This is a genomic window from Streptomyces sp. DH-12, from assembly GCF_002899455.1.
In the GTDB taxonomy this organism is placed as follows: Bacteria; Actinomycetota; Actinomycetes; order Streptomycetales; family Streptomycetaceae; genus Streptomyces.
Genome location: NZ_PPFB01000001.1, coordinates 6617821 through 6639740, shown reverse-complemented (window position 1 = coordinate 6639740; position 21920 = coordinate 6617821). Strand labels below are relative to the sequence as shown.

The window sequence follows — 21920 nt, the reverse complement described above, 5'->3', positions numbered from 1 at the left end:
TGTCCGGGCCGTCCGTGGCGAGTGATCGCCGAGATGAGCAGTGGACTTGCCGCGCCCCGGCAGGTCCCTGCTGCGGATACGTTAAGCACATCTGTTGGTTTTTTGAAAGAGCGTTGTACCAAAAGATGGCTGGGAGTACTGTCCGAACGCGGCACATTCGCCGCGTAACCCCCAGCTCACGCGAGGAGCCAGCGTGTCCGCACCACCGTCCGAAGCCCGCACCGTCGAGGTCCTCGGCACCCGGCACAGTCCGGGACCGGACCTCCCCGACCACGCCTGCGACACCCACGTGCACGTCTTCGGCCCCGCCGACCGGCACCCGTACGCGGCCGACCGCGGCTACCTCCCGCCCGACGCCCTCCCCGCCGACCTGCGTGCCCTGCACCGCCACCTGGGGATCACCCGGACCGTGCTGGTCCAGCCCAGCCCGTACGGCACCGACAACACCCGGCTCCTGGACGGCCTGCGCACGCTGGGTGAGTCGGCGCGCGGCGTCGCGGTCATCGACCCCGGCGCCGACCACCGGGAACTGCGGGCCATGGACCGGGCCGGCGTGCGCGGAGTCCGTGTCAACCTCGGCGCGAACGCCTCCAACGACCTGGAACGGGCGCGCGAGCGCATCCGCACCACGGCACGGACGATCGCGGCCTTCGGCTGGCACCTGGACCTGCACCTGGACGCCGCCGCCCTGGCCGCTGTCGACGACCTGCTTCCCCGGCTTCCCGTCCCGGTGGTCCTCGACCATTTCGCCGGCATCAAGCCCTCCACCGGTACCGACACCGACACCGAGACCGACAGCCTGGCGCGTACGTGCCGGCTGCTGGAAACCGGTCGCGTCTGGGTGAAACTGTCCGCCCCGTACCGTGCCGCCGCCGGCGGGAGCTACGACGATCTCGGGCCGGCCCTCGAAGCCCTTCTCGGCACGCGCGCCGACCGGACCCTGTGGGGCTCCGACTGGCCGCACACCGGCGGCTCCCCCGCCACTCGGCACCCCGAGCGTGTCGAGCCCTTCCTGTCCGTGGACGACGGCCTCTCCCTGACCCGTCTGTGCGCGCACCTCGACGCGTCTCACCTGCGGCAGGTCCTCGTCGACAACCCGGCGGCGCTCTACGGCTGGTGAGTTCGCCGCCGCCGGCGGCAGCCATCGCCGCTCCGGCGCAAGACGCTTTTCCTCGGCGCGGCTCTTGACGATCAGCCGGGACTCTAGTTGTGTACCGGCTAACCGGTAAACCGGTGCCTCGTCACCGGTCGTGCCCGGTGCGGACCCCCGAGCGCCCCTGGGATCCGCCCTCGTGCACGCACCGCCTCCGACCAGGTACCGAGCCTCCTCGCGTGAGAGGTGACAGTCCTCCCGGCGTGCATTCCGCCGTGACACCGAGGCACCGGTCACCGCGACCCCGCGAGCCGCGTCGCAGTCCGCGCCCGAGAAGACCCACGGGCGCGGCGGGGTCCGCTTCCGCCCGCTGATCGCACCACGGCCGCCTCCCCGGCGGCGGCCTCACCCTGCCCCAAGGAGCAACGATGCTCGCCGTCCTCGGCTTCGCCACTCTGGGCAGCTTCATGCTGCTCGTGATGCGGAAACACCTCTCCGCGTTCACCGCCATCATGCTCACCCCGATCGTCGCTGCCCTCATCGCGGGCAAGGGCACCCAACTCGGCGACATGATCATGAACGGCCTGGACACCGTGGCCTCGACCGCGGCGCTGCTGCTGTTCGCCGTCCTCTACTTCGGCCTGATGATGGAGGCGAAGCTCTTCGACCCGATTTCGGCCCTCATCATCCGCGCCTCCAAGGGCGACCCGGTCCGCATCGTCGTCGGCACCGCCGTCCTCTCCCTGCTGGTCGCACTCGACGGCGACGGCACCACCAGCTACATGATCGTCTGCTCCGCGTTCCTGCCCATCTACCGGCGCCTGGGCATGAACCCCCTCATCCTTGCCACACTGGCGGCCATGGCGCTGGGCACCATCTCCGGCACCACCCCCTGGGGCGGCGCCGCCACCCGCGGCATCAGCGCCCTGCACCTGGACGCGGGCGAGTACTTCGTCCACATGATCGGCCCCATGGCCCTCACCAGCCTGGCCATCGTCGCCGTCGCCTACTGGCTCGGCCTGCGCGAGCGCCACAAGATCGACGGCGAGAAGCTCGCCGCCTACAAGCTGGAGATCGCCTCCGGCGAGGCCATCCCCACAGTGAAGGCCGACTGGCGCATGTGGTTCAACGCGGCGCTCACCCTGCTGCTGATGGTGCTCCTCATACTCGAGGTCGCCGACCTCGTGGTGCTCTTCATGGTGGCGTTCGCCGTCGCCCTGCTCGTCAACGTCCGCTCCATCGCCGACCAGCAGGAGCTGATCAAGCGCCAGGCCGCCAACGCCGTCCCGGTGATGATGCTCGTCCTGGCCGCCGGCATCTTCACCGGCATCATGACGGACGCCGGAATGATCAAGGCGATGGCGGATGCGGCCCTCGCCATCGTCCCGGACGGCTGGGGCACTATGGTGCCCCTCTTCACCGCCCTCCTCGCGCTCCCACTCGGCTTCTTCATGTCGAACGACGCCTACTGGTTCGGCGTCGTCCCCGTGCTGGCCGAATCGGCGGGTCACTACGGCATCCACGCCAACGAGATCGCCCGGGCCGGCGCCATCGGCCAGATCCTCCACAGCATGGGCCCCACTTCCGCGCCCCTGTGGGTGCTGCTCGGGCTGGTCAAGGCGGACCTCGGTGACTTCCAGAAGACGGCGCTGCGCTGGGGCGTTCCCGTCTCGCTCGCCTACATCGCCTTCGCCGTGATGACCGGCGCCATCACGGTCGTCTGACGCCGGGTGCCGGGGCGACGAACCGTCGGGCCCCCGCACCGGCACGGCACGAACCCGGTGGACCGCACCGATACGGGGTGCGGCCCACCGGGCACGAGGAGAACTGCGAGGCACAGTGTGCGGCTCAGGTGACGCTGATGGCGCCGGTGACGACGGCGAAGAGGATGTACGCGACGGAGACGAGGACACCCCAGCGCAGGGCGTGCCTCTGGAAGTCGCCCAGCTCGGCCTTGACCAGTCCGAGGAGGACCCACAGGGGCGCGCTGGTGGGGCCCATCATGTGGAGGATCTGACCGATGGCGCCGGCCCGGGCGATCTCGTTGGCGGGGATGCCGTAGTGCGCGGCGGACTCCGCGAGCACGGGGACGACACCGAACCAGTAGCCGTCGTTCGACATGAAGAAGCCGAGCGGCAGGGCCAGGATCGCGGTGAACAGCGGGATGATGTCGCCCCAGCCCTCGGGGACGATGGAGAGGGCCGCGTCGGCCATCGCCTTGATCATTCCGGAGTCGGTCATGATGCCGGTGAAGACGCCGGCGGCCAGGACGAGGATCATCACCGGCACGGCGTTGGCGGCCTGGCGCTTGATGAGTTCCTGCTGGTCACCGATGGCACGGATGTTGACGAGCAGGGCGATGACGAACGCCACCATGAACAACACGAGGAGATCGGCGACCTCCATGATGAGCAGGACCATCAGGAGCAGGGTGAGGGCGGCGTTGAACCACATGCGCCAGTCCGCCTTGACCGGCTCGAACGCCTCGCCGGAGGCGATCTCCAGCTTGTAGGCGGCGAGCTTCTCGCCGTCGATCTTGTGGCGCTCGCGCAGGCCGAGCCAGTAGGCGACGGCGACGATGGCCAGGCTGGTGAGGGCCATGGGGCCGATCATGTGGACGAAGTACTCGGTGGCGCTCAGGTGCAGGACGCTGATGCCGCGGGTGGCGGCGCCGCCCCAGGGGGTGGTGCCGGAGATGGTGCCCAGCGCCATGGCCGCCAGTGTGGCAAGGATGAGGGGGTTCATGCCCAGGCGCCGGTAGATGGGCAGGAACGCGGAGCAGACGATCATGTAGCTGGTGGTGCCGTCGCCGTCGAGTGCGACCAGCAGGGAGAGGACGGCGGTGCCGACGACGATGCGGACCGGGTCGCCCTTGGAGGCGCGGACGATGGCCTGGACGATCGGCTCGAAGAGTTTGACCTCCATCATCAGGCCGAAGTAGAGGACGGCGAACAGCAGCAGCGCCGCGGTGGGCGCGACCGTGTCCAGGCCATTCATGATCATGTCGCCGAGCTTCGTGCCCTTGCCCGCGATGACGGCGGCGACGATCGGGGTGAGCATGATGGCGGTGAACGCGGAGAGGTGTTTCCGCATCACGAGCAGCATGAAGCTGCCCAGAGTGGCGAAGCCGAGGACGGCGAGCATCGTTGCTCCTTGGGGCAGGACTGAGGGCCGCCGGTCGGACGGCGGCGCAGGACGGCGCGTGGTGTCGGTGCGGGTCGGTTCAGGCGGCGACCGGCAGCGCACGCGGTGCCTTGCTCGGCTCGTGCGTCGGATCGGTCACGGGGGCTGCGGGCTCCTGTACGGCGGTTCGGCGAGCGCATGGTCGCGGCGGGCGATGGCCCGATGGGGATGTGATCAGTGCGCCTGGCATGGCTGGGACTACCGGGACACCCGGTCGCTCACGGACGGCGGATCGGCTCGCCACTTCCGGACAACCGGTTTACCGGATTGCCGGTAGGTAACTAGAATCCGGCCATCGCGTCAATACCGAAGTGAGGAAATCGATGGCCGAACTCGCCAGGATCACGGTCGAGCCGCGTGAGCCGCTGGCCGCGGAGGTCTCCCGTCGCCTGATCGACTACCTGATGTCCGGCGAGGTCCAGCCCGGCGACCGTATCCCCTCCGAACGGCAGCTCACCGAGATGCTCGGTGTGAACCGGCCCACGGTGCGGGAGGCGATCAAGTCGCTCGGGTTCCTCGGCCTGCTGGAGATCCGCCAGTCCAGCGGGACGTACTTCCGCGGCACCGACTCCGACGTGCTCTACCGCCTGTTCGAGCTGGGGCTCGTCCTGGGAGAGCGAGGCGCCCGCGACATGGTGCAGGCCCGCGCCGAGCTGGAGGTGATCGTCGCCGGCCTGGCCGCGCAGGCGCGCGACGAGGCGGGCGTCGAACTGCTGCGGGCCCGGCTGACGGCGATGCGGGAGTGCCCGGACGAGGAGTTCCCCGAGGCGGACACCGCCTTCCACGCCGCCCTCGGCGAACTGGCCGGCAACACGGTGCTGCGCGACATGCTCAAGGGCATGCGCGCGATGATCCAGCGCGGCTGGGTCGAGCGCACGGGCGCCGTGCGGTCCCGCGAGGTCGCCTACGCCGACCACGTGCCGATCTATGAGGCGGTCGCGAAGGGCGACGCCGAGGCCGCCCGCACGGCGATGGCGCGGCACATGGAGGGTGCCTCCCGCCGCCTGATGAAGGCGCTCGAACAGCGCGAGGCGTAGCGGGAGACCGCGGGCAGCCGGGCCGGTACCGGCGCCTGCGGGCTCCCCGTCGACACAACCGGTTGACCGGTTGACCGGTTCGGCCTACAGTGACGGCACGGCACCGCGACACCACGCCGCCGTCCCCCATCTCGGGCCCGCGCCCCCGCCGTCGGGAAACATGTCCCACGTCGGCCGGAGGCAGGCCCGCGGTCGGGACCCTTGCCGGTCCCCGCCTACCGGAAGAGGTAAGAACCCCGGTGATCGAACCCCAGCCTCTGGTCGCCATGATCCACGCCGTGCCGGCCGCTCACCGCATCGCCGAAGAGGCGTTCGCGCGGGAGTTCCCGCAGGCCACGGTCTGGAACGTGCTGGACGACCGTCTCCTGGACGACGCCCGCTGCGCCGGCGGACTCACCGGTGCGCTGCGCCGGCGGATGCTGCGCCTGATCGGCCACGTGGTGGACGGCGGCGCCCAGGCCCTGCTGCTGACCTGCTCCTCCTACGGCGAAGTCGTGGACACCGCCCGCACCCTGTGGAACGTGCCCGTCCTGAAGTCCGACGAGGCGATGTTCAAGGCCGCACTGGCCGGCCCGTACGGCCGTATCGCCGTCGTCGCCTCGACGCCGCCTGCCGTACCGGCGGCCGTCGCCCAGCTCGAAGCGCTCGTCCCGGCCGTACGCCCGGACCGGCCGGTCGACATCGTGACCGCCCTGAGCGAGGAGGCCGCCGGGGCCCGCCCCGAGGAGGCCGCCCGGCACCTGGCGGACGCCCTGCGCGCAGCCGGGGGTGCCGACGCCGACGCGGTGCTGCTGGCGCAGTACTCGCTCACCCCGGCCCGCGACGCCCTGGCCGACCTGCTGGGCGTGCCGGTGCTGGACGGCGCGGGCGCCGCCGCGCGCGAACTGCGCGGCCTGCTCGCCCCGGCGGAAGCACCGGTGGTCGCGTCATGAGCACGGGGCTGCCGTGGCCGCTGGCCTACACCGTCTCCGGTGACGACTGTCTCGCCCCCATGCCGCTCGGCCACTCGGCGCCGCTCGCCGAGGCCGCCCGCCAACTGGCCGAACTGGGCTACGACGGTGTGGAGGTACAGGTCCGCGAGGTCGGCGCCCGGGACGCCGAGGCCCTGGCCGGGACCGTCGAGGCCGCCGGTCTGAAGGTCCTGGGCGTCGGTACCGGGCCGGTCGCGGCCCAGGACCGGCTGACGCTGACCGACGCCTCCCCCGACGTCCGCCGCCACGCCTTGTCCCGTCTGCTGGGTGCGGCCCGTCTCGCAGGTGCTCTCGGGGTGCCGGTCACCCTCGGCCAGACCCGGGGCACCTTCCTGCCCGGGCTGGCGGACATGCAGCGGCTGTGGGCCGAACGGGCCGTGGAGCGACTGGCCGAGGAGGCCGCCGCGCGCGGCAGCCGCCTGCTGCTGGAACCCCAGTCACGCGCCACCACCTCGTTGTGGCACACCCCCGGCGAAGCCCTCGCCGTCATCGACTCCCTCGACACTCCGGCCGGACTGGTGCTGGACACCCACCACCTCGACGCCGAAGGCGTCGACGCGGTCCAGGCCGTCACCGAGCACGCCGCCGTCACCGGCTGTCTGCAGCTCGCCGCCCCCGCCGGCCGCGGCCCCCTGACCATCGGTGACCCCCGGCTCCCCGCCCTGCTCACCGCGCTGCGCGCGGGCGGCTTCACCGGCTGGCTGACCCTGGAGCACACCCAGGACGGCGACAGCACCAAGGCCGCCGCCCGCTCCTGGACCGCGCTCACCGACGCCGCGACAGCACTTTCCTGACCCGCCCCACCCCCCTGTTCTGAGAGGAACCCGCACCATGAGCAGCAAGACCTACCGCCTCGGCGTCCTCGAGGGCGACGGCATCGGCCCCGAGATCGTCCCCTCCTCCGTCGAGATCGCCACCGCCGCCGCGCAGGCCGCCGGCGTCCAGGTCGACTGGGTGACCCTGCCGCTGGGCGCCTCCGCCATCGAGACGCACGGCACCCCGGTCCCCGAGGAGACCAAGGACGCCCTCGCCGGGCTGGACGGCTGGTACCTCGGCCCGCACGACTCCGTGAGCTACCCCGAGCCGCACAAGTCCGCCCTCAATCCCTCGGGCACCCTGCGCAAGCACTTCCAGCTCTTCGCCAACATCCGCCCCGCCAAGTCCTTCCCCGGCGCGAAGGCCGTCTGCGACAACGCCGACCTGGTCATCGTCCGCGAGAACACCGAGGGCTTCTACGCCGACCGCAACACCTACGCGGGCACCGGCGAGTTCATGCCCACCCCGGACACCGCGATCATGCTGGGCATCATCACCCGCGAGGCCACCGAGCGCGTCGCCCGCGTCGCCTTCGACCTGGCCCGCTCGCGCCGCAAGAAGCTCACGATCGTCCACAAGGCCAACGTCCTCAAGCTCACCACCGGCCTGTTCCGCACGGTGTGCCAGGAAGTGGCGAAGGACTACCCGGACGTCGCCGTGGACGACTTCCACATCGACGCCATGACCGTCCACCTGGTGCGCCGCGCCCAGGACTTCGACGTCATCGTCACCGAGAACATGTTCGGCGACATCCTCTCCGACCTGGCCGGCGAGATCTCCGGCTCGCTCGGCACCGCCCCGTCCATCAACTCGTCCGCCACCACCGCCATGGCCCAGGCGTCCCACGGCTCCGCCCCGGACATCGCCGGGCAGAACGTCGCCAACCCGGTCGCGATGATCCTTTCCGGCGCCATGCTCTTCGAGTGGCTCGCCGCCAAGCACGGCGACGAGAAGCTCGCCACCGTCGCCGAGATCATCGAGAAGGGCGTGGCCGACGCGATCGCCGCCGGCACCTCCACCCGCGACCTCGGCGGCTCCGCCTCCACCACCGAGTTCACCGCCGCCGTCATCAAGGCCATCGGCGCCGGCCAGCACTGACCGTCCACTCCGGGGCGGGTGACTCCGCCGCCCGCCCCGGCCCCCTGCTCCGCCCGCGCGCCTGAGGAGAGACCACGACCATGACCCTGCGCATCGGCTGCATAGCCGACGACTTCACCGGCGGCACCGATGTCGCCGCGGCCTTCCGGCGTGCCGGCCTGCGCACCGCCCTGGTCTTCGGCACCCCGGACGACACCACCGCGCTCCCGGCCGACTGCGATGCCGCCGTGGTCGCCCTCAAGTCGCGTTCGACGCCTGCCGACGAGGCCGTCGCCGACTCCCTCGCCGCCCAGCGCTGGCTGTGGTCCAAGGGCGCCGCGCAGGTGTACTTCAAGTACTGCTCCACCTTCGACTCCACGCCCCAGGGCAACATCGGCCCCGTCACCGACGCCCTCCTGGACTCCGCCGGCGGCGCCGTCACCCTGCACTGCCCCGCCTCCCCGCCCAACGGCCGCACCGTCTACCAGGGCCACCTGTTCGTCCACGACCAGCTGCTGTCCGACTCGCCGCTGCGCCACCACCCCCTCAACCCCATGACGGACTCCGCCCTGGTGCGTCTGCTGTCCGCACAGACCCGCCACCCGGTGGGCCTGGTCGACTGGGCCACCGTGCGGCGCGGGGTCGAGGCCGTCCGCGACGCCGTGACCGCCCACCAGCAGGCCGGCGTCCGGCACGTCGTCGCCGACGCCCTCACCGACGACGACCTCGCCGTGCTCGGCGCCGCCGCCCTCGAACTGCCGGTCGTCGCCGGGGCAGCGGGCCTCGCCGAAGGACTCGGGCACGCCTACCCCGCCACCGGTCCGTCCGTCGCCGAACCGACGCCGTCCCAGGGACGGGCCGCCGTCCTGGCCGGCAGCTGCTCCGCCCGTACCCTGGAGCAGATCGCCCAGTTCTACGCCGCCGGCCTGCCCTCCTTCCACCTCGACGTCCTCGCCGCCGCCACCGGCCGCGACGTCACCGGCGAGGCACTGGCCTGGTACGACCAGCAGGACCCCGAACTGCCCGTCCTGATCTACGCCTCCGCCTCACCCGAGGAACTGTCGGCCGTACAGGCCCAGTTGGGCGTCACGGAAGCAGCCGCGCAGGTCGAGGAACTCCTCGGCGCCCTTGCCTCCCACCTCGTCGAGCGCGGCGTACGCCGACTCCTCGTCGCCGGCGGGGAGACGTCCGGCGCCGTCACCACGGCCCTCGGCGTCCGTGCGGTCCTGGTCGGCGAGGAGGCCGACCCCGGTGTGCCCTGGACTTATGCCACCACCCAGCACGGCGACCTCGCCCTCATGCTCAAGTCCGGCAACTTCGGCGCACCCGACCTGTTCACCCGCGCCCTCGCGGCCCCGGTCGAGGAGACCAAGTGACCGCCTACACCGACGAGTCGGCGGCTCGCACGCTCATCGTCCGCACCGCCCGCTCCCTTTTCACGCGCGGTCTGACCCACGGCTCCACCGGCAACCTGTCCGTCCGCCTGGCCGACGGCAGCCTGCTGCTCACGCCCACCGGCTCCAGCCTCGGCACGGTCGAGGAGACCGACCTGTCGCGCACCGACCTGCACGGCAAGCACCTCGACGGACCCCGGCCCACCAAGGAGGCGTTCCTGCACGCCGCCTTCTACCGCGCCCGGCCCGGCGCCCACGCGGTCGTCCACCTGCACTCCACCCACGCCGCCGCCGTCTCCTGCCTCGCCGACGTGGACCCCGCCGACGCGCTACCCCCGCTCACCGCGTACTACGCCATGCGCGTCGGCACCCTCCCCCTCCTCCCCTACCACGCCCCCGGCGACAGCGCCCTGAAACCGCTCGCCGAGCGGACGGCGCGCACCCACCACGCCGTCCTCCTCGCCAACCACGGGCCCGTCATCGCCGGCGCGTCCATGGAGCAGGCCGCCGACGCCATCGAGGAACTGGAGGAGACCGCCAAGCTGCACCTCCTCCTGCGCGGACGCACCACCCGTCCCCTCACCCCCGAGCAGGCTGCCGCACTCGCACCCCCATCCCCCTGACGGCCGGATGAGCCGCGAGCGCGGCAGCCACCCAGCGAAGAAGGAGCACATGATGGTCACCCCCGTCCCCACCGCCGACCTCGTCGACCGGTACGGCACCGAACTACGCGTCTGCGACCTGCAGTTCCGCCAGTTCGGCGCCCACCGAGGCTTCGCAGGACCCGTCCGCACCGTCTCCTGCCACGAGGACAACGGGCTCCTGCGCGACCTGCTGCGCACTCCCGGGGAAGGCGCCGTCCTCGTCGTCGACGGCGGGGGCTCCCTGCGCACCGCCCTGGTCGGCGACCTTATCGCCGGCGCCGCCCAGGACAACGGCTGGGCCGGCCTCGTCCTGCACGGCGCCGTCCGTGACAGCGCCACACTCGCCGGACTCCGGCTCGGCATCAAGGCGCTGGGCACCATCCCGCGCAAGAGCGCCAAGGACTCCGCCGGAGCCGTCGACGTCCCCCTCACCTTCGGCGGCGTCACCTTCCGCCCCGGCGACATCCTGCACGCCGACGACGACGGCATCGCCCTCCTCCCCGAAGGCACGGTGAGCTGACCCGTGGTTCTCAAGACCTTCGGGTGGTCGTTCGCGGTCACCGCGCTCGGCCTGGTGGCCGCGATCTTCTACGGGGGGTGGGCCGCCTTCGGCGTCGTGGCGATCCTGTCCGTCCTGGAGATCTCGCTGTCCTTCGACAACGCGGTGGTCAACGCCGGGATCCTGAAGAAGATGAATGCCTTCTGGCAGAAGATCTTCCTCACCATCGGCATCCTGATCGCCGTCTTCGGCATGCGCCTGGTCTTCCCGGTCGTCATCGTCGCCGTCAGCGCGTCCCTCGGCCCGATCGAGGCCGTCGACCTCGCCCTCACCGACAAGGACCGCTACCAGGAGCTGGTGACCGACGCGCATCCGTCGATCGCCGCCTTCGGTGGCATGTTCCTCCTGATGATCTTCCTTGACTTCATCTTCGAGGACCGGGAGATCAAGTGGCTGGGCTGGCTGGAGCGCCCGCTGGCCAAGCTGGGCAAGGTCGACATGCTGTCGGTCTGCATCGCCCTGATCGTGCTGCTGGTCTCCGCGATCACCTTCGGTGCCCACGCCCACCAGCACGGCGGCACCCACGCCGACAAGGCGGAGACGGTCCTGCTCTCCGGCATCGCCGGTCTGATCACCTATCTGGTCGTCGGCGGCCTCTCCGGCTTCTTCGAGGACAAGCTCGAGGAAGAGGAGGAACGCGAGCACGAGGCCGAGGAACAGGCCGAGCGAGCGGGCAAGCCCAAGTCGGCGGTCGAGCTGGCCGGCAAGGCCGCATTCTTCATGTTCCTCTACCTGGAGGTCCTGGACGCGTCGTTCTCCTTCGACGGCGTCATCGGCGCCTTCGCCATCACCAACGACATCGTCCTGATGGCCCTCGGCCTCGGCATCGGTGCCATGTACGTCCGGTCGCTGACCGTGTACCTGGTCCGTGAGGGCACCCTGGACGACTACGTCTACCTGGAGCATGGCGCCCACTACGCGATCGGCGCCCTGGCGATCGTCCTCCTGGTCACCGTCCAGTACGAGATCAACGAGTTCATCACCGGCATGATCGGTGTCGTCCTCATCGGCGCCTCCTTCTGGTCCTCCGTGCGCCGCAACAAGCGGCTCGCCGCGGCCGGGGGAGAAGGCGGCAAGGAGAAGGCGCAGGTCTCCTCCGGGGTGTGAAACCCTTCCGTTCCCGGGCCGGGTTCACCCCAGGCGCGTCAGGGCGGGTGGTGCGGGCACCGGGGGTGAGCCGTAGGCGTACACCGGCTGCCTGCCAGGGATCGGGCCGAGGTAGGTATGGCCAGTCATGGGGCACCAGGCGGGCAGATCGAGCGGTACGACGAGGTCGGTGGCGATGACGTGGACGACGGTGCCGGGTGGCGTCGTCGATCCGCTTGCGCAGGCGCAGCAGGATGGTGACGCGGAGCAGGCGGTGCCCTCGACAGACAGGTCTGCCTCGGCCAGCGGCGGCGCCGGTGTCACCGTCCGTCCGGGACCGGAGCGTTCGCGAGGGCTGTGGCGGCCCGTCTACGCCGCGGGAGGTGGCCAGCCGACGCTGCCTTACTGATCGTTTCAGGATGAGTCGAGGCCCAGGTCTTGCGTTCGGTGATCATGGGCGACAGGGTCACCCGCGTGCGTGCTGATCTTGTCCTGACACCCTGTGGGAGCGGGTGGCCCCGCTGTGCCGCCCGCTCCCGAACGGCGCCGACGGTGTCCCGGGCGATTGCGTCTTCCCGACCGCGTGGCTCTCGTCGGCGTCATGTACGTGCTGCGGACCGGTGTCGCGTGGCGCGATGTCCCCCGCGGAGACGGTGGGTTGTTCCGGAGTGACGGCCTGGCGCCGACTGCGGGACTGGACCGAGGCTGGCGTCTGGCCACGTCTGCACGCCGCCCTGCTGACAGAACTGCCCCGCGCGGGCTCGTTGAACCTTGACGACTGCTCCGTGGACGGATCGCACGTCCGTGCTCTCACAGGGGGACCATGTTGGACCGTCGCCGGTCGACCGGGGTCGGCCGGGCTCCAAGCACCATCTCCTCGTTGATCGCCGCGGCACTCCGCTCACCGTCTCGCTGACCGGCGCTAATCGGCACGATGTCACCCAGTTGCTCCCTCTACTCGACGCTGTCCCCCGCATTCGAGGAATGCGAGGCCGGCCACGGGGCAAGCCGAAGCGGTTGTTTGCCGACCGCGGCTACGACTTCGACAAGTACCGTCGCCTGCTGTGAAAGTGCGGCATCAAGGCTCTGGGTGGCAGAGTAGGCGCCAGCGAGAGGGCCGGGTCCCTGACAGTCGACCTCGACCCAGACGACGGGGCTGTGCACACGGACGTAAAAGGCCGAGTCGTCGGCAATACCGCCGGCCCAGGTGACGTAGGTGTCGTCGAGGTGTCGGCAGACCTCCGCCATCCTTGCCCTGGCGACATCGGCTTCGGCGCGGCCGACGAACACCTCGACGATGCCGAGAAGACTCTTCTTCTGGACGGTGGTGGCCTGTTTCCGCGCAGGCCCTCGTACGTCTGCACCGCATTGCCGAAGAAAGCCCCCGCCTTCATCGACTCGTTCGACTTGGTCGAGGAGCCGCTGAGCAGGGGTGAGGGAGTTGATGAAGGCCGGGCTCGCGACGACCTCCTCGTGGCAGACGGTGACCGTCTCGCCCATCGACCTTCATGGAGGTCGCTTCCGAGCCCCAGAAGCAGGGGCTCATGACGACCTGGTCACCCACGACGTAGTAGATGACCAGATGGTGCCCGTCGAACTGGAACCCCCAGGGTTCCGTGGCGGACAGGGTGCCCGTCACGACCCGGTATTGATCTGTCCCGCATCGGACTGGCGCCAGCCCGCGCGGAGTGCTCCCTGGAGCCCCAGGACTACGAAGGGACGCCACCGCCAGCGCCTACAAGTCCGGCGCTAGCAGGACGGGACTTCGGGCAACAGGGCGGGCACAGCGTGAGTCACCTACGGTTCGATTGATACGTTCACGTCTCACGTGGGATATCGTTGACTCATGGGCAGTGAGTCGGAACACGTACCGCGGAATCACCGACCTCCTCACTCCCACTACCGCACCTGCGGAACGTGTCGCCCGGGGCCCTGCCGCCGACCTGGCAGAACTCGCATCAACGGTGAGTGCAAGGCGACCCCGGAGCCGTCAACGCCCGCGGATAACAGCCACGCCCAGCGCCCTGCTTACAGTCGCTTGCCGAGGGGAAGATCATGAGCCACCGCCCCAAAGACATCGAGTCGTCCTGCGCCGGCACGTACGGCCTGCACAGCATGCGGACGAGGCTTCTTGCCCGCACCGGTGACCCTGTCGGCAAACTCATCGCGCCGGACTTCCGGGGGGACGCCTACGCGTTGTACGAGCAGATGCGCGCTCAGGGGCCGGCCCATCGCAGCCGTACAGGACTGCTCGCCGTCGTCTCGTACGACAGCTGTCACCAGGTTCTCCAAGATCCACGTTTCTCGACATGCGAGTCACTCACCCGCTCCGTACATACGTGCGCGCTCACGCGTCCGGCGCCGACTCGCGCTGAGGGGTGCTGCTCAGGGCCGACACGATTCGAGAAGGCGTACTCAATCGCCGCATCGCTGCTGCACCCGGCTCTGCATCGGTCCGCCACCCGAATCGACACCGTCGCTCACGACCTGCTTCGCCAGCGGGCTGATGCCGGCTCCATAGATCTTGTGGACGACTTCGCCTTCCCACTGGTTGTCGCGTGTCTCAGTGAAGTGCTGGGCATTCCGTCAGCCGACTCGGCATACTTTGCTGATATTTGCGACGTCATCGGCCGACCCGTCGACGAGACGCTTTCGGAAGCCCAGGCGGAAGCAGTCCACGATGCGCACGAGGATCTGGCAGCCCTCGCCATCCGATTGGAACGTGAGCGGCGAGGAAGTCCTGGAGGCGACCTCATCAGTCGGCTCACCGCTTCCCGTGGCGGAGATGAGACAGGTAATGACCTCTCCGCACTGATCGATCACATACAACGGCGTGGCCGTCAGGACACACCAGCGACGAGTCCGGGAGGCTCAGGCATGGCCTCTGACAAGTTGAGCCTGGAAGAGATCGCCGCAGTCTGTAGGACCCTGATCGCCTCCGGCCTGGAGACCGCGGTCTGTCTGATCGGCAACGCGGTGGCCGCACTCGCGGCCCGTCCTGACCAGTGGCAGACGCTCAGAACAGCACCGAACCTCGCGGCCAAGGCGGTCGAAGAGACCCTGCGCTTCAATCCTCCGCACCAGTTCGTCCTGCGTATCGCCTCCGAGCAGGTTGAGGTGGCAGGTCACCCCCTGCCCCCGCGCAGCGGCGTTCTGATTGCGCTCGCTGCGGCCCACCGCGATGGCCACCAATTCCCCGACCCTGACCGCTTCGACCTCGCACGGAGTACCCAGCCCAGTCACCTCATTGCCGACGGTGCCATGAGGCTTGAGAACTCCTTGGCGCAACTGGCAGGAGAGATCGCCCTCAGGACCCTAGCCAGCCGCTTGCCGCAACTGCGACCAGTGGGGCGGGCGGTCCGCCGGCCTGGCGGAGCAATCAGCGGCTTCACCCATCTGCCGTTCCATGCGTCTGCAACTCCATAAAAGTCCCCTTTCGGATTCGGTACAGAGAATCGGACGTTCCTCGCCGCCTTCACCGCAGAAGAAGTACACGCCCCGGGCCCCGTCGCCGAGCGAAGATCATTTGACGTCAACTCTTAGAGGGTGTCTCACGTGGTGTGAGGTGGATGCGGCATGATGTTTTGCCATGGGTGTTGGTTTGTCGCAGCGGTTGGTTCCTGACGAACTCTGGTCGCTCGTCGCACCGTTGCTGCCTCCCTTCGCTTCCCGTCCGCAGGGAGGTGGTACGGCTCCGGTTGATGAGCGGGCCGTGTTCACGGCCGTGGTGTACGTGCTGACCAGCGGCTGTGCCTGGCGGCACCTGCCGGAGACATTCGGCGTCTCGCCGGCCACCGCGCACCGCCGGTTCTCCGCATGGACCAAGGACGGGCTGTGGCGGCGGCTGCACCAGGCCGTTCTGGACGAACTCGGCGCCCGCGGCGAGGTGGACTGGACCTCGGCCATCGTGGACGCCACCTCCGTCCGCGCGAAAAAGGGGGATCGCTGACCGGGCGCAATCCGGTCGACCGGGGCAAGAGGGGCAGCAAGCTCCACGTCCTGTCCGACGCCCAGGGCCCCCCTCTCGCTCTTGGCGTCTCCGGCACGAACATCCATGACAGCCAGGCGCTGCTGCCGCTGGTCCTGGGCATACCCCGCCATCCGCTCCCGGCGCGGCCCGCGAAGGCGCCGCCCCGGCAGACTCCGCGCGGACAAGACGTACCACTCCGCCGACAGGCTGAAGTGGCTGCGCGAGCGGGGCATCGTCCCGCGCATCGCCAGGCCCGGCATCGAGTCCAGCGAACGGCTCGGCCGGCACCGCTGGAAGATCGAACGGTCGATCTCCTGGCTTTTCGGCTACCGCCGCCTGACCGTCCGATACGAGCGAAAGGGCAGCCACTTCCTGGCCTTCCTCGGACTCGCGGCGACCCTGACCTGCTACAAGAAGCTCGCAAAACTCACCACGTGAGACACCCTCTTAGCGCCGTCGTACTACCGACGCGCCTAGGGACAGAGCGTGGAATTCGTCGAACCGTCGCAGGTCCGCTACTGCGAGGCGGACCAGTAGGGCGTGGTCTTCAACGCCCGGTACCTCGTCTGGTTCGACGAGATCCTGTCCGCTTTCCTGCAGCACCGAGGCCCAAGGAGTACCGAGATGGCAGACCACGGCATCGACTTCCAACTCGTCCGCTCCGAGATCGACTGACGGTCCGGGTGCGGTGCGGTGACGATGACGACATCACGATCGCCGTGGAGCCGGCCCGCCTGGGGAGCACGAGTTTTTCGAGGTGTGCTTCAGCCGGCTACGCGCGACCGAAGTGACCTGCGGGGCAGGCATCGCCTACGTGTCGGCGCGCAGGGACGGCGTGGGCGAGGTGCCCCGTGCCGCCACTGCTCCGCACAGCTCTGACCTGGGCGGGAGTAATACGTGTCCGACGGATCATGCTGCGATCGGAACGGTGAAGCAGGTCATCACTACGATCGTGAGATGTTTGAGTATCACGGGTGGATCACGGTCAGAGAGACCGCAACCGATGACGACGAGCCCCGGTTGCGGCAGATCGTCGATGAACTGCACCTCCACCTTGCCCAGATGGAAAGCCCGTACTTGCTTGATCTCAGGTGGATGAACGGCGAGCCGTTCATCCACCTCGGCGGCTCTTCCAATCACCGCTCGTCGCCTGACGTTGTCGAACTGTTCGAGCATGTGGCAGTGGTTGCCCCTGGTTCCTACGGGCTCCTCCACGTTATCGATGACGAGGAACCGGAACACGAGAACGAGGTACGCGTGCTGAGGCTCGTCCGAGGCAGGGTCACGCACCACACGGAGGCATTGCTGTCTCCGTACATCCCTACGGTGGAAGATCCCTTCACTGGGTGAGGCACCGGCAGCGGTTCACGCTCGGAGCCAGAGCCTGATCGTGGCCAGGTGACGGTGCCATGGAAGACGTAGGCTCGCTTGTCGGAGCAAGTCGCGACGACACGAAAGCTCTTGAGGCGGTTGATCGTCCGTTCCACCTCGTTACGGCGCTTGCACCGTTCCTTGTCGAAGCCGAGGGGGCGACCGCCCTTGCTGCCACGGCGCCGACGATTGGCTCTTTGGTCCCTCGGTCCGGGAATGGTGTGCTTGATGCCGCGCCTGCTAGGTACCGGCGGTTGCTGCGGGATGAATACGCCTTATCCGCGCCGAGCCAGTCCGGGGTGGTGCGCGGCCGTCCCTCCACGGTCCGGGGCACGCGGATGCGTTCGAGGACCGGAATCATCTGCGGAGCATCGCCCCACTGACCGGGAGCGACCAGGAGAGCGAGCAGCCGGCAGCCGCCGTCGCACGCGAGATGCAGCTTGCTCGTCAGCCTGCCCCGGGACCTTCCGAGTCCTTCGTCGGGGCGGTGCCGCCGGGGCGCCGATCTATTTTCGGTGTCCGCGGACCCTTCCTGCGGGCGTCGGCGGCGGGCTGGTGGGCACGGCAGGACGTCGAGTCGACACCCATCATGCTCCAGTCGATCAGGTCCTCGGCATCAGCGGCACTCTGGACGGCCTGGAGGACCCGATCCCAGGCGCCGTCGGCGGACCAGCGTCGGTGCCGTTCGTAAACCGTCTTCCACCTGCCGGACCTCTCCGGAAGGTCACGCCAGGGGATCCCCGTCCGCTCCCGAAACAGGATCCCGTTGATCATCCCCCGATGACCTGGCCCACCACCCATCACGCCGTCCGCCCACCGGCAGATGAGGCTCCAGACGGAGCCACTCCTCATTTGTCAGATCACCACGGCCCACGACCAACTGCACGGCCACGGACACTGGAACGCTCATGATCCGCCAGACACGCCTTAGCGCCGCCCCACGGTCACAGGAAGCGTCGCGGGGCCGCGCAGGTTGATCCGGCCGTTCCACGTGACGTCCCCGGCCAGGGAAAGACGCGGGAAACGGTCCAACAGCCGCTCGAACACAACTCGTCCTTCCAAGCGCGCCAGTGCCGCGCCCAGGCAGTGATGAGGGCCGGCCCCGAACGAGACCTGATGGTGTGCGTTCTGACGGTCGATGCGCAACTGCGCGGCGTCGTGGCCGAAGTGCCGCTCGTCCCGGTTGGCCGAGCCGAGCAGTGCCATGACGAAGGAGCCCGCCGGAATCTCGACGCCGCTCAGCACGGTCGGTTCCAACGTGACACGACCGCTCGCCTGAACAGGGCTGTCGTAGCGGAGGAATTCCTCGACGGCTCCGGGCACGCGAGTCCTGTCGGCGAGGAGTGTCTTCATCTGACTGGGGTTGCGCAGCAGCGCGACGGTGCCGCTGGCGAGCAGATTCACTGTGGTCTCGTGGCCGGCGATGTACAGCAACAGCACCTGGGCGACCAGTTCCTCCTCGTTCAGAACGTCACCGCCTTCTTCGGCGTTGATGAGCGCGGTGAGCAGGTCGTCCTTGGGATGGTTGCGCTTCCACGCGATCATTTCGGCCGTGATGCCGACGAGCTCCTGGTGCGCTGCCTCGACCTTGCTCATGATTTCCGGATCGACCACCGGTTCCAGCGATCGAACGGCGATCCTGCTCAGGTAGCGGATCCGGGCATGATCGGTGGGCGGCGTACCGAGCATCTCGGCGATCACCGCGAACGGCAAGGGAAAGGCCAGCGCGGAGACCAGGTCCACGCTTCCCGTGACCTCCATCCGATCGAGCAATTCGTCGGTCAGTTTCCGGATCCGGGGCTCGAGCGCGCTGATGGCCCTGGGCGTGAAGGCCTTCTGCACAAGGCGACGAAGGCGTGTGTGGTCGGGTGGATCGCGGTCGAGCATCGACATACTGTCGATCGGCTGGAGGGCGGCGTGTGCTGTCGATTCCTGCTCAGAGGTTCCCGGGCCGGTCACATTTCGCAGCTCGACGGAGGCGCCTGAACGCAGCAGCGTCGAGACGTCTTCGTAGGTGGACACCACCCAGAAGCCGAGCGGGTGCTCATGTACGGGGGCGCTCTGCCGTATGCGCGCGTACTGCGGATAAGGGTCGTCGGTGAACCCCTCCGCGAACGGGTCGAACAGTGAGGGCTTGTTGCGCTCCGAGTCCTCCGGAGCGGCTGAGTCGCGGGTCATCCTGCGGGCCTCTCGTGCGTTGGGATTCTCCCGCCCGCAGATCCGACGGCGCCGCGTGGCTGGTGTCCTTCCGGGGCGCGCCGCGGGTTCGGCCGCGAAGGCGAGATACACAGAGTCGGTCACATACATTGTGTATGTCTGTAGTCTCAGAGTATGCCAGACGTCAAGAGCCGCAGGGATCTGTACTCGGAAGCCACTCGCGCAGCGTTGCTCAGCGAGGCGACCACGCTGTTCGCTTCCCGGGGATACGCCGGAACGTCCTTGACGGACGTCGCGACGGCGACGCAGGTGACCCGCGGAGCCGTCTACCATCACTTCGCGAGCAAGCAGGCGCTTCTGGAAGCCGTCCTGGACCAGCAGGAGTCGTGGGCGATGGAGGAGGTCGTGAGGGCGGCGACCTCGGACAGCCCCGTCGAGGCGGCCCTGCAGGGGGTCGATGCGTTCCTCGACCGCTGCTGCGATCCGGTGTACGCGCGGTTGTGCTGGATCGAGGCTCCGGGCGCCCTCGGCCTGCAGAGGTGGCGGGAGTACGAGGAGAAGTACTCCTACGGCCTGATCGAGAATCTCGTCACCGACCTGCGTGGTGCGGGCCACCTGACCGAGTCGGGCCAGGAGACGGCGGTGCAGTTCGTCTTCTGGATGATGGGGGGCGCGGCGGCGGCGCTCGCCGACACCGCGGAGGGCGAGAAGGTGCGCGTCAGGGACGAGTGGCGCGCGCTCCTGGTCCGATCGCTGCTTGGCGGCAGTTCCGCCTGACGGCGGCAAGGTCCCACCAGGGGTACGGGCGACGGCTTCTCAGACGGTGAGTGCGCAGTCGACCGCTTCCCCGTCGTCGTTCTCCCTGACGTTCAGGTGGAGGAACTCCGCCCCCGCCCGCCTCGGCGATACCGGCGGCGGTCTCCTTGCCCGTGGCGTCGAGGATCTCCGTGAGCAGATACGCGGCACCTTCGGCCGCCATCCGGCGCGCTTGCGCCGCGCCCTGACCGCGCGCGGCTGTGGAGACGAAGACTGCCTTCCCCTGCATGAACATGGCGTGATCAGTCTTCTTCTGTTGTGAACTCCTGAGGGAGGATCGCCCTGTGGTCCGCTCTGGCCGACGTTCACACCCTTTGCCGCATGTGGCGCGGGACGTTGTCGGAGGGCGCCCGTGCATGGGGCGTCCCTGCCAGTTGCCCGCGACACGTGGGCCGTCCCCGGGGGTGCGCCTACAGGTGAGGTGCTCGGAGCGGTAGCCGAAGGAAGTCGCGGACGGTACCCCTGGGGCGACGCACCGCAGGCCCTGCCGGAGACAGTTCCGGCAGTCGGTGCGCCAGTGTCCACAGGGCGGTCTGTCCCACGAGGCGGGCAAGCGAGAGTGCCAGACCTGTGGCGCCGTCCGGAACGAGGAGGTGGCCCTCACCATCGCGGGTGATGTCGAAGCGCGTCGGGCGCGCAAACCGGTCGACGTCGCGGTGTGCCGCGGCGAGCATCACCAGAACGCCGGTTCCGCGCGGCAGTGTGTGGCCTGCCAGTTCTACCTCTTCGGAGGTGACACGCAGGGCGAACTGGTGTGGGGGATCAAAGCGCAAGGTCTCCTCGACCGCCTTGCTCGCGAGTCGGGGAGAAGCCGTGAGCATCTTCCATTGGTCCGGATGCGCCGTCAGTGCGGCGATGGCGTTGCCGATCAGGCCGACCGCGATGCTCAGGCCGACGGTGATCAACGCCTCGCAGAGTTCGGCGATCTCCTCCAGATCCAGCCGATCGGAGACGCTGTATGGCTTTGCGGTCCCGTCGGCGTTCAGGAGACCGCGCCGACGCACCTGATCGACCGGGCCGGCCAGGTCCATGGCGGCCGGGCCCCGGGCTCGGGACGAGGCGAGTCGGCTGATCAGGTCGTCGGCGGTACTGTGGCGCCTCTCCCGTTCGAGCCGGATGACAAGAGCCGCCAGGTCCTCGCGCGCATCACGCACCGCCTCGGCATCGGCCGTCGCCGGAGCCCCACGGGCGGGCCCGCCGAGCGCGTCACAGATCTTCATGAAGCGCTCCGAGTCACCCGGCGGGACGTCCAGTACCTCACGCAGACACGTCACGACCAGAGGGAAGGCGAACCCTTCGACGGCGTCGAAGGATTCCCCATGCGCAAGCCGGCGGACCAGGGCGCGTGCCGCGGCATCGACGTGGACCGCGGCGTGCCGCAGAGCCGACTCCACGGACGGAACGGCAACGGCGTACGCGCGGGGAGTGAGCGTATGCACCCCGGAAGGACGGACGAGTGACTCGCAGGTCGAGTAACGCGGATCCCGGAGAATCCGGTAGCCGCGTTCGTACGAGAGGACGGCGAACATTCCTGTGCGGCTGCGGTAGACGGGGCCCTGTGAACGCATGCGTGCGTGCAGCGCGTGGGCGTCGCCTCGAAAGCCCGGTTCGAGGAGTTTCGCCACCGGGTCGCCGGAGCGAGCCGGCAGCCACAGCCGCATGCCGCGCACAGCGGGCCCGTTGCCCCATGCGGAATGCTGTGCCACCTGGTCGGGGCGGTCACCCATCGTGTGTCTTTCGTCGTCT

17 protein-coding genes and 4 pseudogenes are annotated in these 21920 nt (G+C 69.2%); 16 read left to right on the top strand and 5 right to left on the bottom strand.

All coding sequences use genetic code 11. From position 1 onward, the window contains the following. Window positions 1–193 precede the first annotated feature (193 nt). Window positions 194–1120 (top strand): amidohydrolase family protein, encoded by a 927-nt coding sequence (locus tag C1708_RS29065; RefSeq protein WP_106415469.1) that lies wholly within the window; start codon window positions 194–196, stop codon window positions 1118–1120. Window positions 1121–1521: 401 nt separating this feature from the next. Then, on the top strand, window positions 1522–2817 hold the full coding sequence (locus C1708_RS29060) for a CitMHS family transporter (RefSeq protein ID WP_106415468.1): 1296 nt from the start codon (window positions 1522–1524) through the stop codon (window positions 2815–2817). A 124-nt stretch (window positions 2818–2941) separates the two neighbouring features. On the opposite strand, the gene C1708_RS29055 is transcribed toward C1708_RS29060, so the two are convergent. Further along, complete coding sequence (locus tag C1708_RS29055) at window positions 2942–4237, bottom strand: CitMHS family transporter (RefSeq protein ID WP_106415467.1); 1296 nt, start codon at window positions 4235–4237, stop codon at window positions 2942–2944. A 362-nt stretch (window positions 4238–4599) separates the two neighbouring features. On the opposite strand from C1708_RS29055, the gene C1708_RS29050 reads away from it, so the two are divergent. The 9 genes and pseudogenes from C1708_RS29050 to C1708_RS29005 form a co-directional block, all read left to right on the top strand. Next, complete coding sequence (locus tag C1708_RS29050) at window positions 4600–5313, top strand: FadR/GntR family transcriptional regulator (RefSeq protein WP_106415466.1); 714 nt, start codon at window positions 4600–4602, stop codon at window positions 5311–5313. A 239-nt stretch (window positions 5314–5552) separates the two neighbouring features. Continuing rightward, entirely contained in the window at window positions 5553–6245 is a 693-nt protein-coding gene (locus tag C1708_RS29045; RefSeq protein ID WP_106415465.1) for an aspartate/glutamate racemase family protein, read from the top strand. Beyond that, entirely contained in the window at window positions 6242–7078 is an 837-nt protein-coding gene (locus C1708_RS29040; protein ID WP_106415464.1) for a sugar phosphate isomerase/epimerase family protein, read from the top strand. The genes C1708_RS29045 and C1708_RS29040 overlap by 4 nt, the downstream gene beginning before the upstream one ends. Before the next feature lie 37 nt (window positions 7079–7115). Further along, window positions 7116–8198 (top strand): isocitrate/isopropylmalate dehydrogenase family protein, encoded by a 1083-nt coding sequence (locus tag C1708_RS29035; RefSeq protein ID WP_241911349.1) that lies wholly within the window; start codon window positions 7116–7118, stop codon window positions 8196–8198. Between the two features lie 80 nt (window positions 8199–8278). Further along, a complete protein-coding gene (gene otnK / locus C1708_RS29030) occupies window positions 8279–9553 on the top strand; it encodes a 3-oxo-tetronate kinase (protein ID WP_106415462.1) in 1275 nt (424 codons plus the stop codon). Further along, the gene (gene otnC, locus C1708_RS29025) at window positions 9550–10194 is read left to right on the top strand and encodes a 3-oxo-tetronate 4-phosphate decarboxylase (protein WP_106415461.1); all 645 of its coding nucleotides are present in this window, start codon (window positions 9550–9552) and stop codon (window positions 10192–10194) included. The genes otnK and otnC overlap by 4 nt, the downstream gene beginning before the upstream one ends. Before the next feature lie 49 nt (window positions 10195–10243). Continuing rightward, window positions 10244–10735, top strand: a complete 492-nt coding sequence (gene rraA / locus C1708_RS29020; protein ID WP_106415460.1) for a ribonuclease E activity regulator RraA — start codon at window positions 10244–10246, stop codon at window positions 10733–10735. Between the two features lie 3 nt (window positions 10736–10738). Continuing rightward, entirely contained in the window at window positions 10739–11881 is a 1143-nt protein-coding gene (locus C1708_RS29015) for a DUF475 domain-containing protein (RefSeq protein WP_106415459.1), read from the top strand. A 479-nt stretch (window positions 11882–12360) separates the two neighbouring features. Beyond that, window positions 12361–12925, top strand: a pseudogene (locus tag C1708_RS29005) (IS5 family transposase); the annotation flags it as partial. On the opposite strand, the pseudogene C1708_RS34510 reads toward C1708_RS29005, so the two are convergent. Next, a pseudogene (locus C1708_RS34510) lies at window positions 12815–13499 on the bottom strand (DUF3500 domain-containing protein). The pseudogenes C1708_RS29005 and C1708_RS34510 sit on opposite strands and share 111 nt — an antisense overlap. Before the next feature lie 416 nt (window positions 13500–13915). Between C1708_RS34510 and C1708_RS28990 the strand changes: the two are divergent. The 4 genes and pseudogenes from C1708_RS28990 to C1708_RS28980 all read left to right on the top strand — a co-directional run bounded on the left by C1708_RS28990 (window position 13916) and on the right by C1708_RS28980 (window position 17180). Beyond that, window positions 13916–15286 carry a cytochrome P450 gene (locus C1708_RS28990; protein ID WP_106415457.1) on the top strand — a complete coding sequence of 457 codons (1371 nt, stop codon included), beginning with the start codon at window positions 13916–13918 and terminating at the stop codon, window positions 15284–15286. Window positions 15287–15449: 163 nt separating this feature from the next. Then, window positions 15450–16268: pseudogene (locus C1708_RS28985) on the top strand (IS5 family transposase). Window positions 16269–16370: 102 nt separating this feature from the next. After that, a complete protein-coding gene (locus C1708_RS33660; protein ID WP_107503094.1) occupies window positions 16371–16505 on the top strand; it encodes an acyl-CoA thioesterase family protein in 135 nt (44 codons plus the stop codon). A 282-nt stretch (window positions 16506–16787) separates the two neighbouring features. Then, complete coding sequence (locus C1708_RS28980; protein WP_106415456.1) at window positions 16788–17180, top strand: Imm7 family immunity protein; 393 nt, start codon at window positions 16788–16790, stop codon at window positions 17178–17180. Between the two features lie 15 nt (window positions 17181–17195). On the opposite strand, the pseudogene C1708_RS28975 reads toward C1708_RS28980, so the two are convergent. Then, a pseudogene (locus C1708_RS28975) lies at window positions 17196–18075 on the bottom strand (IS5 family transposase). 53 nt (window positions 18076–18128) lie between these two features. Continuing rightward, window positions 18129–19502 (bottom strand): cytochrome P450, encoded by a 1374-nt coding sequence (locus tag C1708_RS28970; protein ID WP_241911347.1) that lies wholly within the window; start codon window positions 19500–19502, stop codon window positions 18129–18131. Between the two features lie 30 nt (window positions 19503–19532). Between C1708_RS28970 and C1708_RS28965 the strand changes: the two genes are divergently transcribed. After that, window positions 19533–20135 (top strand): TetR/AcrR family transcriptional regulator, encoded by a 603-nt coding sequence (locus C1708_RS28965; RefSeq protein WP_106415454.1) that lies wholly within the window; start codon window positions 19533–19535, stop codon window positions 20133–20135. Between the two features lie 449 nt (window positions 20136–20584). Here the strand turns inward: C1708_RS28965 and C1708_RS28960 are convergent, their stop codons facing one another. Further along, on the bottom strand, window positions 20585–21901 hold the full coding sequence (locus C1708_RS28960; RefSeq protein WP_106415453.1) for a cytochrome P450: 1317 nt from the start codon (window positions 21899–21901) through the stop codon (window positions 20585–20587). Window positions 21902–21920: the final 19 nt, after the last annotated feature.

What these genes read in the sequence shown, in the direction of transcription:
- C1708_RS29060 (WP_106415468.1), top strand. Translation starts at nt 1,522, where the DNA reads ATGCTCGCCGTCCTCGGCTTCGCCACTCTGGGCAGCTTCATGCTGCTC.
- C1708_RS29055 (WP_106415467.1), bottom strand. Translation starts at nt 4,237, where the DNA reads ATGCTCGCCGTCCTCGGCTTCGCCACTCTGGGCAGCTTCATGCTGCTC.
- C1708_RS29050 (WP_106415466.1), top strand. Translation starts at nt 4,600, where the DNA reads ATGGCCGAACTCGCCAGGATCACGGTCGAGCCGCGTGAGCCGCTGGCC.
- C1708_RS29040 (WP_106415464.1), top strand. Translation starts at nt 6,242, where the DNA reads ATGAGCACGGGGCTGCCGTGGCCGCTGGCCTACACCGTCTCCGGTGAC.
- C1708_RS29035 (WP_241911349.1), top strand. Translation starts at nt 7,116, where the DNA reads ATGAGCAGCAAGACCTACCGCCTCGGCGTCCTCGAGGGCGACGGCATC.
- otnK (WP_106415462.1), top strand. Translation starts at nt 8,279, where the DNA reads ATGACCCTGCGCATCGGCTGCATAGCCGACGACTTCACCGGCGGCACC.
- rraA (WP_106415460.1), top strand. Translation starts at nt 10,244, where the DNA reads ATGATGGTCACCCCCGTCCCCACCGCCGACCTCGTCGACCGGTACGGC.
- C1708_RS28990 (WP_106415457.1), top strand. Translation starts at nt 13,916, where the DNA reads ATGAGCCACCGCCCCAAAGACATCGAGTCGTCCTGCGCCGGCACGTAC.
- C1708_RS28980 (WP_106415456.1), top strand. Translation starts at nt 16,788, where the DNA reads ATGTTTGAGTATCACGGGTGGATCACGGTCAGAGAGACCGCAACCGAT.
- C1708_RS28965 (WP_106415454.1), top strand. Translation starts at nt 19,533, where the DNA reads ATGCCAGACGTCAAGAGCCGCAGGGATCTGTACTCGGAAGCCACTCGC.
- C1708_RS28960 (WP_106415453.1), bottom strand. Translation starts at nt 21,901, where the DNA reads ATGGGTGACCGCCCCGACCAGGTGGCACAGCATTCCGCATGGGGCAAC.